Genomic DNA, 12,437 nt, shown 5'->3' on the forward strand with positions numbered 1-12,437 from the left:
TCCTACACCTTTGTAGCTGGCGCTGATTCCGCAAACTTCGCGAGAACCTTTTCTCGCTTGCTCGGGTCGATGTTAGCTTGCGAGATATCCCCGTCGTAGTGGGCAAGGACTCGCTTGTCCATAATCTTGCGCCACAGCGGGGGAACCAGGGCGACGACGATCATCGTGGCGTAACCAGCCGGCAACTGCGGGGCGCCGTCCATGCTGCGTAACGTCTGGTAGCGGCGCGTTGGGTTCGCATGGTGGTCACTGTGTCGCTGCAAGTGGTAAAGAAGCACGTTTGTGCAGATGCGGTCACTGTTCCAACTGTGCTCAGGCGTGCAGCGCTCGTAACGGCCGCTTGGCAGCGTCTTCCGGCGCAGGCCGTAGTGCTCCAGATAGTTCACCGCCTCTAGCAGGGTGAAACCGAAGACGGCCTGGATAACCAGGTAAGGGAGCACGTTCCAGATGCTGTAGCCGTCCAGCACGCCCGCAAAGCTGAGTGCCTGCAATCCGATCAGAATCGAACCAAATAGCGCGACGGACATCAGCCATGCGTTAAGCACGTCGTTCTTGAGCGTCCAATGTGAGGTACCGAGGCGGCCGAAGCGCGCCTTCTCGATCTCCCATGCTGACGTCAGGCTGCCACGAACGGTCCGTGGCCAGAATCGGTAGAAGGACTCACCGAAGCGCGATGACGCTGGGTCTTCAGGCGTTGCGACTCGAACGTGGTGCCCACGGTTGTGCTCGATGAAGAAGTGCCCGTAAAAGGTCTGCGCAAGAACGATCCGGGACAGCCAGCGCTCGTTCTCTTCCTTCTTATGGCCGAGTTCGTGCGCGGTGTTGATTCCGATCCCCGCTGTGACACCCACGGTGGTCGCGAGACCCAGGCTTTCGACGACGCTTAATGTGCCCGAAGCCCAGAGGTACACCGCGGCCAGCAGGCCGGCGTACTGAAGAGGAATATAAAGGTAGGTGCACCACCGGTAGAACTTGTCATTCTCGAGTTCCTCGATGAACTCGTCCGGCGGGTTCTGTCCGTCGTCACCGAGAAGAACGTCGATCAGCGGGATCAAAACGAAGACAATGACGATTCCGGCCCACCAGAATCCGCCCCATCCGGTCGCGGAAACAAGTCCCCACGCGATGAACGTGGCGGCTGAGGGTATGAGAGAGAGCAGCCAGAGGTAGCGCTTCCGGTCCCGCCAGCGCTCGAGCGCAGCAGAATCGCGCTCCCCGGACTCGGCAACAATGCCTTCGGTCGGTGCAGACATTTACATCATGCCTAACTATGTCTACGTGCTAGACCCCGATGTCGTAGCAACTCGTTCTCTTGACTATAGACCCCGAAACGTTCGCTAGCTAGACACAGACGCCTACTTTGTCTAACTGAATCGGTACAGGCGCTAGCTGCAGCTAGCAGAATGGCGTGCAGTGTGCAGCTAAACCGCCAGTGCAATAGCGTACGAGCCCCTGCTGCCGCTTGCTACCCGACTGCAGGCACGAGAGCCCGGAAAACCTGGGTTCGAGCCGCGTGGGCATGCAGAATGACTTCCGGATCTCGCGCTGGAACCCAGAGCGCGCCCCCTTGCGGGACATCGATCTCGTCAGCTCCGCAACGCGCTGTGACGCCACCCCGGGTGCAAACAAGGATCTGCGGGCCCGGGTCTATCAGCCCAAGCGACACGCTGCGATGCAGTCCCGTTGCGTCAAGTTCAATCCGCGACAGGCGGAATTCGGGCGCAGGCGTGTCATAGATGTATTCAGCGGTACCGCCAGGGCTCGCATTGTGAACCGGCACCGGAAGCGCATCCGACGGAGAGAAGTCGAGCACGCGGAGAAGTTCTGCTACATCAACATGCTTCGGCGTCATACCGCCGCGTAGAACATTGTCAGAGGTGGCCATCACTTCCACCCCCATGCCGTGCAGATAGGCGTGCAAGCTTCCCGCCGAAACGTACAGACCCTCGCCTGGAGCCAACTCCGCATAGTTGAGCAGAGACGCGGTCAGGACGCCTGCGTCACCCGGGTAATGCTCTGCCAACTCGAGTAGCATTTGCGCTTCTCGCCTGAAACGGCCATTCTTTGCCCCCTTGAGGTGCCGCACACAACCATCGGTCAGGTCGTCCAGCAACGTTCTCAGGGGCTGTTGAGGCAGGGTGATCCAGGTCGTGAAGAGGGCCCGTAGTCCCGCCGAGTCTGGTTGTTCAGCAAGCATGTCGCAGTACGGCTTCATTGCCGACCCCGCCAACTCGGTCAGCAGTTTGGCGGTTCGCACGGGATCGCGGAATCCGGCTAGCGCTTTAAAAGGCGTCAGCGCGACGATCAGTTCCGGTTTGTGATTGTCGTCTTTGTAGTTGCGATGTGCCGCGCTGAGGGCTATGCCGGCACGGTTTTCGCGGGCGAAACCCTCCTTCGCCTGCTGGAGGCTCGGATGCGCCTGCAACGATAAGGGTTCTTCCGCCGCAAGAACTTTCAGGAGGAAGGGAAGCTTTTCCCCGTGGTCCGTGGCCACCCGCTTTCCGAGCGTGCTACCCGGATCAGCGCCGATCATTTCGATGAGGCTGACGCGGTCACCGTCGCTGACCACCCAGGCTGGGTCAGCCGGGTGTGCCCCCATCCAGAGTTCCGCCTCAGGATGGGGGGCGGGCGTTGGCACCCCCCGCAACTCGGCAAGTGAGGTCCTCGATCCCCATGCGTAATTCCGGATAGGGCAGTCGAGCAATCGCACTAGTGAGCCCCCACCATCTGCACATACACCGCGGCCATTTCGAGCCGCGACGCAAGGACCATCAGTTCACACAGTTCCTTCATCTTGCCTCTATCGGACTGCCCTTCGGCACTGAACGCTCGACTTCCATCCCGGGGCAGGACCTGTTGGTGTTCCACGCCCGGCAGCTTTCCGTCCGCCGTATGCTCGGGCACGACTAGCACCGCGTTGCCCCGAAGGAGGGCACTCCGGCGCTCAGCCTCTGCACGATCGCGACTGGTCGCGAGTAGCAGGACACGAAGCGGGGCTATGGGCGGCGGCCCATCGAGCTGCGGATCGTGAAAGAGCGGATCGAAACCTGGCGGAACACTAACTGACGCCAACACCGGCAGACCACTCAGCACACCCGCGAGATCCGCATCGGGAGCCAGGTGACCCCCGATCCGCACGAATATCTCCGACGCGTGGGAAGCGACCGCGCGGCTGGCTGCTGAATCCGCCGCAATCACGACACGGTGATTCGTTACCTTCTCGACCAACGATTTCGCTGGGTTCTCGTAGGTTTCACGCTGCGGATGATTCAGCAGCGCCTCATGGTCGAGGGCATCGGCGCACGCCATCAGGTCCATCTGAACGCCATCGTGCAGGGCCCCTTCCATGGCCGTGAGAACTGTCGCGATAGCCGCGATATACCCAGCCATCGCGAACGGATCTGGCACGATAACGCGCGGGGGCAGCGTGATCGCCCTGCCCGAGCCAGCTGCCTGCAGCGGCCCGCCATCAGGTGCCACCACGACAACTTCGCATCCGTGGCGTACGGCCCGGTCTACCGATTCGACGAGAACTGGATCCCCCGCATCGTCACCGGCGAGGATGACCACGTCGAGCGGACCCACCCAGGTTGGCGCATGATCGGCTGCCACCACCGGCATAGCGAACTGCCGCGAAAACGCCGCGCATACGGTTTCGACCGCGCTGAGCGCCGATCCGCGCCGGGCCACGAGGACGAGACTTCGCGGCCGCGCGGTGGAAAGCGCGGCCAGCGCGCCCTCATCGGCAGCGACCGCCGCGGCCCGAACCTGGGCGCCCGACAGGGCAGCACTGCGGAGCAGTCCCTCGCGGTCAGCTGCCAATAGTCCATCCGCATCATCGAGCCCAACGCCTGGCAGTAGTGTGTCCATCGAAGCCACCCCTCTCCAGTGCATTCCGGCCTAGCTGGACAAAGCGTCAAACTAGGGGCTCGAGCTGCTTCACTACTTATTATCGCCTCTTCCCTTGGTGTATTACCGGCGGACGATCGCTAAAACCTCATTTGTGATCTCGCGGACGCGCTCACTGTCCCGGGCTTCGACATTGAGCCTCAACAATGGCTCCGTGTTTGATGCGCGGAGATTGAACCACTCACCGCTCTCGAGGTCAATAGTGAGTCCATCAAGCCAGTCGACCTGCGTCGCGCGATCCTTGAATTCGCTGGCGACCTCGTCCATCCGCTGCCGAGCATCTGGCACAGTCGAGTTGATTTCTCCCGAGGCTGCGTACCGTTCGTACTCTTCCATCAGGCCGGAGAGAGGACGCTCCTGCTCGCCTAGCGCTGACAGCACGTGCAGCGCAGCGAGCATGCCGGAGTCAGCACCCCAGAAGTCCCGGAAGTAGTAGTGCGCAGAATGCTCACCGCCGAAGATCGCGCGGGTCTCCGCCATCGTTTGCTTGATGAAAGAGTGACCGACCCGAGTTCGCACCGCCCGCCCGCCTCGTTCTGCCACAAGTTCCGGGACGGAACGCGACGTGATCAAGTTGTGAATGATGGTTCCGCCTGGCTCCTTCGCGAGCTCACGATCCGCCACAAGTGCGGTCACTGCCGATGGAGAGACGGGTTCGCCGCGCTCATCGACTACGAAGCACCGATCAGCATCGCCATCAAACGCTAGCCCGATGTCCGCACCGGTCTCCCTGACGTAGTTCTGCAGATCGACGAGATTGGCGGGATCAAGCGGGTTCGCTTCGTGATTGGGGAAAGAGCCGTCAAGTTCGAAGTAGAGCGGCTTCAACTCGACGTTGAGCGATCGGAAGACCGCAGGAACCGTATAACCGCCCATCCCGTTGCCGGCATCGACCGCGACAGTGAGCGTCCGGAGCCGCTCCAAGTCAACGAGACTGCGAACGAACGCAGCGTAGTCCTCAAGCACTTCCCGCTTCGTGAGGCGACCAGGAGCGCCGTCGAATTGCGGAACACCTTCAATGACCTCGCCGGAGATTTGCGCAAGACCTGTGTCCTGGCCTACAGGCCTAGCCCCTGCACGACATAGCTTTATCCCGTTGTACCGGGCAGGGTTGTGGCTAGCCGTGAACATCGCACCCGGGCACTCAAGACGACCGGATGCAAAGTAAAGCGCATCCGTAGAGGCGAGGCCGATATGCACCACGTCGAGCCCCTGCGCCATCACTCCCTCGGAGAAGGCTTCCACCAGCCCCGGGGACGACTCCCGCATGTCATGCCCGACGACGACACGCTGAGCGCCTTCGTCACGAACCAGCCGGGAAAAGGCGCCGCCGACGTCGCGGACAAAGGCTCCGTCGATCTGTTCTCCGACGACACCACGAACGTCGTATGCCTTGATCACCGAGTTCACGGCGTCGGCCGAACGACTCATCTAGAACACTCCTGTCAGCACTGAACAGCCCGGGTTTTGAGTCAGCCTAGCCGCAGCTAACTACAGGCGTGCGATAAGGAGCCGTCAGAAGACGGGGGATTCGATGCCTGGCGCTGGAAGCGCCCGCAGATGTGAGCGACGGGACTGCGTTTCGCGGTAGAACGGCTCGTCGCCTGGCGAGTCTAGGTCAACTTCGCCCGGGACAGTGCAGTCCCCTGTCCCTGGAACGGACTCGGCCGGAAGCGCGTCAACGGGTGACCAATGCCGGATCAGCTCCCAGTTGCGCGGCGCAGTGATCCGCAGCGCATGAGCTTCACACAGATCCCACGAGTGCGGACCATCGCTGTCCGTGAGGGGCTCAACAACGGCGAGAGACTCTGCGTACACATAAGTCAGCGTTGCCACTGCGGGGCCTCTGCACCCTGGTTTACAACAGCGCCGCACGATACTCACAAGACTGGAGGCTAACCCGCCAGAGCCAATAATCATGCGATTGACGCGGCGAGTCTCAACCTCGTGTCGAGGTGTCGAGACTTAGCGTCCTGGCAGCGGGCGGTAAAGTGCCGCCATGACCCGAAAGCGCGCCGTCACTCCGCGAAGCTCTGCACGAACCCCGCACGGCGCCGCATCCCCGATCTCGGCGGCACGCAGACGGTCCACCCGAGCAATTGAAAGACGTGGCCGCGGATTGCGCGGGCGACTCGTTCAGCAGTCCGTACCCACGTGGAAGTCACGCGCCCAAAAGTTCGATGCTGTTGCACTCGCTGCGTTCGAGCCGATCGAAGTCCGATGGCACAAACGCCTCGGGGAACTCGACATCGCCGTCGATGAGGTGCCGATGATTCGTGCGCTCAACCCTGAGTCTGTGACGTGGCCACCGGAGATCGTCGCTGACGGCCCGGTACCCCTGTCTCGCCTTGTTCCTGCAGGGATCGACAAGCGGGGGCAGGCAACGCGAGCCCGGATTGTGTTATTTCGTCGCGCGCTCGAGCTAAGGGCGGAAACTGCGGAAGAACTCACACAGCTTGTTCACGACATCCTCGTCGAACAGGTGGCGACGTACCTCGGACTATCTCCTGACGAGGTGGATTCGTAATCCGGCATTACGGGCAGAACCGATCTTGGCGATTTCAAGCCCTCTTGCAAAGCGAGGCACAATGCTTGTAATTACCTCGCCTACATAAATACATCGGGAATTTGTCTATCGGATTGAGCAGAGATACGCGACGATACGCTGCACCCCTAGGACTCAATTGCGCAATAGGTAGCAATGGCTATTACAGGACGATCGCAACGAATTCGGGGAAACTGCGTTTCTCTCAGCAATCTCACAGCTTCCAGCTCGGTGCATCTAGCAATCGAGCCGAGCCCTCAGACGATCCCGCGCTTGAGACGACGACGCTCGCGCTCTGACAGGCCGCCCCAGATACCGAACCGCTCGTCGTTCGCCAGCGCATACTCCAGGCACTCATCGCGAACTTCGCAGCCGAGGCAGATGCGCTTAGCTTCCCTGGTAGACCCACCCTTTTCCGGAAAGAAGGCCTCCGGGTCCGTCTGCGCACAGAGGGCGCGATCCTGCCACTCCTCATGTACGACTTCAAAGAGATCGTCAAACTCTGCTTCGACCAAACTCAGGTGTGGCCGACCCCCTTCTCCGCGCCCGCGCGCCGCATCAACGGCGAATTCGGCAGCCTCCCTGGCTTCCGGAATTCCGTCACTGGATGAATGAGTCAACATCGATGTGGATGGTTCGCTGAATCCCTGAAAGTGCGGCATAGTCTGTATCCCCAACCTGTTGTCGCGCACTGATAGCAATGAAGTTCACGGTGCCGGACGGCTTATCGCGCGGCGCCGCACAGATGGACAGCCCCATCCCAGTTCCGCACGGCCCCTGTGCGGTGTTCGCCCCATGTCATGGAGTGAATGACACATGTGTGATTAGACACTTTTTCGGCGGACTCCGCAAGTAAACGGAAAAGATTCCCTACCACTTCTCACCCCTATCACGAATGACGACACGGACGGCAAATGAAGGTATGCCGAATTCATACCGTTCCGCAGCCTCCGGTACACCGCCGCCAGAGCGGGCGGCACCCCCGAAAACCACGTAGGCTGTCACTCCGTGAAGCTGACAGTCCTCGCCGGTGGAGTCGGCGGTGCACGATTCCTCGTCGGCGCCCGAGAGGTGCTGCGCCCCGGTTTCGACCCCAGGAATGATACGAGCGTACCAGAAATAGGCGATCACAAGATCACTGCGATCGTGAACGTCGGCGATGACGCGTGGATGCACGACCTGCGCCTCTGCCCCGATCTGGACAGCTGCATGTACACCCTCGGCGGTGGTATTGATGCAGAACGCGGCTGGGGCCGCGCACACGAAACGTGGAATCTCAAAGCTGAGCTCGCAGCCTACGGAGCGAAGCCGGACTGGTTCGGCCTCGGCGACCGCGATGCGGCAACGCACCTCATACGCAGCCAGATGCTCCGCGCCGGCTACCGGCTGTCTGCGATCACCGAGGCCCTGTGCACGCGGTGGAACCCTGGCGTGCACCTGCTTCCGGTCAGCGACGACCGCTGCGAGACCTACGCGGTCATCACCGACCCAGAAGACGCTAGCCAGCGTGCGATCCATTTTCAGGAATGGTGGGTACGCCACCGAGCACAGGTCGAAACCCACAGCTTCGTCTACATCGGAGCCGAAGAGGCCTCCCCGGCTCCCGGTGTCCTAGAAGCCATCTCGGAAGCTGATGTGATCCTGATCGCGCCCTCCAACCCGGTAGTCAGCATCGCCTCGATTCTCGCCATTCCAGGCGTGCGCGGGGCCCTGCGAACCGCGTCAGCTCCGATCATCGGTATCTCCCCCATCATCGGCGGGGCCCCGTTGCGGGGCATGGCGGATACCTGCCTGCGAGTGGTCGGCAGCCAGCCCACCGCACAGGCCGTTGCGGAGTACTACGGTGCACGCACGGACACAGGGATACTCGACGGATGGCTAATACATCCCGGTGATAGAGCCGAGGTACCAGGAGTCACGTCCCGCACCACTCCGATTCTCATGAGTAGCACCGCGGCCACGGCAGCCATTGTCAGCGAGGCGCTGGAAGTGGCAGGGGTGCGCCCGTGACCCAGCTCGACCACGCGTCTGCTGACGACCTGCGGATCATCCCGCTGCGGGGCATTCCCGAGATAACGTCCGGTGCCGACCTGGGGCAAATCCTCGCAGACGCGGCACCGTGGCTCGAAGATGGTGACATCATCGTCGTTACGAGCAAAGCGGTGTCGAAGGCCGAAGGCCGAATCGTCCAGGCCCCATCCGATCCGGATGAACGAGATGCGCTGCGCCGCAACCTTGTCGAGCAGGAGGCGGTGCGGGTTCTTGCCCGGTTCGGGAGAACGCTCATTACCGAGAACCAGCTTGGAATCGTCCAAGCTGCATCTGGCGTAGACGGTTCGAACGTCGCGACAAACGAACTAGCACTCCTGCCCGAAGATCCGGATGCAAGTGCGGCAGAAATTCGCGCGCGTATCAAACAGGTACTCGGCGCAGACGTTGCAGTCATCGTCACAGATACGATGGGCCGCGCGTGGCGCCTCGGACAAACCGACGCCGCAATCGGGGCATGCGGTCTGCGAGTCCTCCATGCGTATGCTGGTGCGCACGACGACTACGGCAACGATCTGCTCGTTACCAGCGTCGCCGTTGCGGATGAACTCGCTGCCGCCGCTGACCTCGTCAAAGGAAAGCTCACCGCGACACCGGCCGCAGTCATTCGCGGATTCGCGACCGTCGACGACGGTTCAACTGCACGGGAGCTGATCCGTAGTGGCGAGGAAGACCTCTTCTGGCTCGGAACCAGCGAAGCTCTCGAACGAGGCCGCCGGGAAGCACTTCTGGTGCGCCGCTCTGTCCGTGAGTTCACCGGTGCGCCGGTCGACGCGAACGTTATCCGCGAAGCCTTTGGTGAGGCGCTCACCGCTCCTGCCCCGCACCACACGCGGCCGGTTCGCTTCATCTGGCTGCGGACGCTAGAGACGCGCCTACGACTTCTCGATGCGATGCGCACGGCGTGGCGTCAGGACCTCGTGAAGGACGGTCTCTCCGAGGAGGCGATCGAGCGGCGGCTCGCGCGCGGTGAAATCCTCTACCGCGCACCAGAAGTCGTCATCCCCTTCCTCGTTCCCGAAGGCGCCCACGACTATCCTGACGCCGCACGCCGATACGCCGAGACAACCATGTTTACTGTCGCTGTGGGTGCCGCGGTCCAGGGTCTGCTGGTTGCTCTCGCGGTCCGGGGAATCGGGAGTTGCTGGGTAGGATCAACCATATTCGCGCCTACCGTCGTACGGTCGGAACTCGGCCTGCAGAACGACTGGACACCGCTCGGCGCGATCGCTCTCGGACACCCCAGTTCCCCGCTGGCCGTGCGGCCGCCGCGCGAAACCGAGGAACTCGTTTGGGAAGTGTGATGTCCTCGCTCCATGCCTCGGCCCGTGCCGCTCTCCACGATTTCCGCGCACCCACCAACGAACAAGACTCCGTGCGGCACACGATGCTCGCGTTCCTGGACTCAGCACCGGACGGCTGCCTCCGCAAACACGCGCCCGGACATATCACTGCGTCAAGCCTGGTGATGACGGAGGATCGGAAGCGCGTACTGCTGACACTCCATCCGAAGGTCGGCCGGTGGATTCAACTCGGCGGACATTGCGAGGAGACCGATGCGACCATTCATGCGGCGGCACTGCGCGAGGCGGAGGAAGAATCGGGAATTACTGGGCTGCGGCTTGATCCCCGCGTCCTTGGGCTACATACTCACCCGATAACGTGCTCCCTCGGCGTCCCCACCCGTCACCTCGATGTTCGTTTTCTGGTGTGGGCGCCGGCCAGCGCGGAAATCACACGCAGTGAAGAGTCCGTGGACCTAGCCTGGTGGCCGGTCGCGGAGCTGCCACCGAATGCCGAGCACGACACGATCAACCAGCTCATCACCTTCGCCGAAGGACACGAGAGCCTCATTTAGCGGCTGCTAGACGTCAGTGGAGAACCGCAGCCCGCCGTCGGGAATGATCACGCCGGGCCAGACGCGGGCGCCACCCACCAGTTCGCAGCGAGCACCGATCTGGGCTCCGTCCCCAATAACGGCGTCCCGGACCAGCGCTCGTGGGCCCACGTGGACGCCAAACCCAATTATCGACCGTTCGACAACTGCACCCGCGTCGACCTTAGCTCCGTCGAACACCACGGCACCATCTACGCGCGCACCAGCGCCTATCTCAGCGCCGCGGCCGACCACTGTGCCGCCCATCAGCAGCGCACCCGGCGCGACACCTGCGCCCTCGTGAACGAGGAACTCCCCACTCTGCCCGTTGAGCGCGGGCGAGGGCGCGATGCCCCGAACCAGGTCAGCCGACCCACGGACGAAGTCCTCCGGGGTTCCCATGTCACGCCAGTAAGCCGCGTCGACATGGCCGTAGACCTTCGCCCCATCCGTCAGCAGTTTCGGAAATACTTCCCGTTCTACGGAGACAGGCCGGTCAGCCGGGATTTGTTCGACCATCTCACGGCTGAATACGTAGCAGCCCGCATTAATCTGGTCAGTAGGCGGATCCTGCGTCTTCTCGAGGAACGCGGTGACACGGCCCTCCTCGTCCGTGGGGACGCAACCGAACGCACGCGGATCCCCGACTCGCACGAGATGCATCGTCACGTCAGCGTTCTTCTCGCGGTGCGTCCGCAGCACCGCGAGCGGATCAGTGCCACCGAGCACGTCGCCGTTGAAAACAAGAACGGTATCGCCCCGGAGCTTCGGCAAAACATTCCGAATGCCTCCGCCGGTACCGAGTGGTTGATCCTCCATCACGTAATCGATCTCGAGACCGAGTGCGGATCCGTCGCCGAAGTACTCCTCGAACACCTCAGCTTTGAACGACGTCCCAAGTACGACGTGCTTGATGCCGGCGGCTTTGATGCGGGATAGCAGATGCTGAAGGAACGGCAGGCCCGCCGTCGGGAGCATCGGCTTCGGGGCCGAGAGTGTGAGCGGACGCAGCCGCGTGCCTTTGCCGCCAACGAGGATCACAGCATCGGTACCGTCCGCTAACGACAGGTCCGTTTCCCGATTCTCGCTCGCGGCGGTCGAAGCAGCACCAAACCGAAAAATCTGGCCGACCACTCTCAACTCACTTCCTTCCGACTGTCTCGTTCGCTCCGCAGCGCGGCAGCGACGACAACCTTGGACCGCGCCTTCAGCCCGCCACGCAGTGCCGCCCGCAGCGGCGCCTGCCACCAGTGGGGATGCCGATCAGCCTGGAATCGGTACGCGCTTTCATGATGGGCTGGCAGCATTATCTCGGGATGCCGGCCAGCCGCGTGCCCTTTTGCGTGGGTTATCTCAGCGCCGGGCACGTAAACGTTGAGCCAGCCCTCTTTCCCCAACCGGTCGCCAAGGTCCACATCCTCCATGTACATGAAGTAGCGAGAATCGAATCCACCCACTGAGTCAAAGGCGGCACGACGCAGGAGCAGGCATGATCCAGACAGCCATCCCACCGCACGTTCGGTGATCCGCTCATTTTCCTGCCGGTATTTGCGCGTCCACGGATTGCTGGGCCACACCGACCCGAGAACAGCGTGCGCACCGCCAGCGAAGAGGGTGGGGACCTGGCGAGCAGAGGGGTATACCGACCCGTCCGTATTCCGGATCAGAGGTCCCAGCGAACCAGCACGCGGCCACCGCCCAGCGGCCGCCAGAAGCACGTCGATCGCTCCCATGCTCCATCTGATATCCGGATTGGCGACAACGATGAACTCCACCGCAGGGTCGACCTCCGCCACCGCCCGGTTGACTGCAGCTCCATAGCCAATGTTCGCACCGGTTCGCAGCAGCCGCACCGTCGTCGAATACTTCTCGGCGGCAGCTTCCGGCGCACCATCAGTGGAGCCATTGTCAGCCAGAATGACCTCAGGCCTTTCCCGCGTCGCTACTGCGAGCGTCGAGAGAAAAGCGTCGAGGTGCGGACCGGGCGAGTAGGTCACGGTCACTACGGCGAGTCGGGAAGTCACGCGGTCACTGTAGCGGGCATCGGCCAGGATCGCC

General features: G+C 62.2%; 12 protein-coding genes. 4 read left to right on the forward strand and 8 right to left on the reverse strand.

The window, feature by feature from the left end; all coding sequences use genetic code 11:
• Positions 1-2 precede the first annotated feature (2 nt).
• The 5 genes from AS9A_RS18210 to AS9A_RS23435 form a co-directional block, all read right to left on the reverse strand.
• Positions 3-1,253 carry an alkane 1-monooxygenase gene (locus AS9A_RS18210; RefSeq protein ID WP_013808586.1) on the reverse strand — a complete coding sequence of 417 codons (1,251 nt, stop codon included), beginning with the start codon at positions 1,251-1,253 and terminating at the stop codon, positions 3-5.
• Between the two features lie 212 nt (positions 1,254-1,465).
• Positions 1,466-2,710, reverse strand: a complete 1,245-nt coding sequence (manA, locus tag AS9A_RS18215; RefSeq protein WP_041451200.1) for a mannose-6-phosphate isomerase, class I — start codon at positions 2,708-2,710, stop codon at positions 1,466-1,468.
• Complete coding sequence (locus AS9A_RS18220; protein WP_041451201.1) at positions 2,710-3,870, reverse strand: hypothetical protein; 1,161 nt, start codon at positions 3,868-3,870, stop codon at positions 2,710-2,712. The genes manA and AS9A_RS18220 overlap by 1 nt, the downstream gene beginning before the upstream one ends.
• A 102-nt stretch (positions 3,871-3,972) precedes the next feature.
• Complete coding sequence (locus AS9A_RS18225; RefSeq protein ID WP_013808589.1) at positions 3,973-5,340, reverse strand: phosphomannomutase/phosphoglucomutase; 1,368 nt, start codon at positions 5,338-5,340, stop codon at positions 3,973-3,975.
• Between the two features lie 84 nt (positions 5,341-5,424).
• The gene (locus AS9A_RS23435) at positions 5,425-5,793 is read right to left on the reverse strand and encodes a DUF3499 family protein (RefSeq protein ID WP_085930624.1); all 369 of its coding nucleotides are present in this window, start codon (positions 5,791-5,793) and stop codon (positions 5,425-5,427) included.
• A 235-nt stretch (positions 5,794-6,028) separates the two neighbouring features.
• Between AS9A_RS23435 and AS9A_RS18235 the strand changes: the two genes are divergently transcribed.
• Positions 6,029-6,436: a metallopeptidase family protein gene (locus AS9A_RS18235; RefSeq protein WP_013808592.1), complete on the forward strand. Its 408-nt coding sequence runs from the start codon at positions 6,029-6,031 to the stop codon at positions 6,434-6,436.
• 275 nt (positions 6,437-6,711) lie between these two features.
• On the opposite strand, the gene AS9A_RS18240 is transcribed toward AS9A_RS18235, so the two are convergent.
• Positions 6,712-6,969 (reverse strand): WhiB family transcriptional regulator, encoded by a 258-nt coding sequence (locus AS9A_RS18240; protein ID WP_013808593.1) that lies wholly within the window; start codon positions 6,967-6,969, stop codon positions 6,712-6,714.
• Positions 6,970-7,462: 493 nt separating this feature from the next.
• Between AS9A_RS18240 and cofD the strand changes: the two genes are divergently transcribed.
• The 3 genes from cofD to AS9A_RS18255 are packed head-to-tail and all read left to right on the forward strand — an operon-like array spanning position 7,463 to position 10,361.
• Positions 7,463-8,464 (forward strand): 2-phospho-L-lactate transferase, encoded by a 1,002-nt coding sequence (cofD, locus tag AS9A_RS18245; protein ID WP_013808597.1) that lies wholly within the window; start codon positions 7,463-7,465, stop codon positions 8,462-8,464.
• Positions 8,461-9,807 (forward strand): coenzyme F420-0:L-glutamate ligase, encoded by a 1,347-nt coding sequence (locus tag AS9A_RS18250; protein WP_013808598.1) that lies wholly within the window; start codon positions 8,461-8,463, stop codon positions 9,805-9,807. Before cofD ends, AS9A_RS18250 begins: the two co-directional genes overlap by 4 nt.
• Positions 9,807-10,361, forward strand: coding sequence for an NUDIX domain-containing protein (locus AS9A_RS18255; protein ID WP_013808599.1), 555 nt, complete (start codon positions 9,807-9,809; stop codon positions 10,359-10,361). The genes AS9A_RS18250 and AS9A_RS18255 overlap by 1 nt, the downstream gene beginning before the upstream one ends.
• A gap of 6 nt (positions 10,362-10,367) precedes the next feature.
• On the opposite strand, the gene manB is transcribed toward AS9A_RS18255, so the two are convergent.
• Together manB and AS9A_RS18265 are read right to left on the reverse strand one after the other, a co-directional pair.
• Positions 10,368-11,447 (reverse strand): mannose-1-phosphate guanylyltransferase, encoded by a 1,080-nt coding sequence (gene manB / locus AS9A_RS18260; RefSeq protein WP_041452187.1) that lies wholly within the window; start codon positions 11,445-11,447, stop codon positions 10,368-10,370.
• 68 nt (positions 11,448-11,515) lie between these two features.
• Complete coding sequence (locus tag AS9A_RS18265) at positions 11,516-12,403, reverse strand: glycosyltransferase family 2 protein (protein WP_013808601.1); 888 nt, start codon at positions 12,401-12,403, stop codon at positions 11,516-11,518.
• Positions 12,404-12,437 lie beyond the last annotated feature (34 nt).

This window comes from Hoyosella subflava DQS3-9A1 (assembly GCF_000214175.1).
Taxonomy (GTDB): domain Bacteria; phylum Actinomycetota; class Actinomycetes; order Mycobacteriales; family Mycobacteriaceae; genus Hoyosella; species Hoyosella subflava.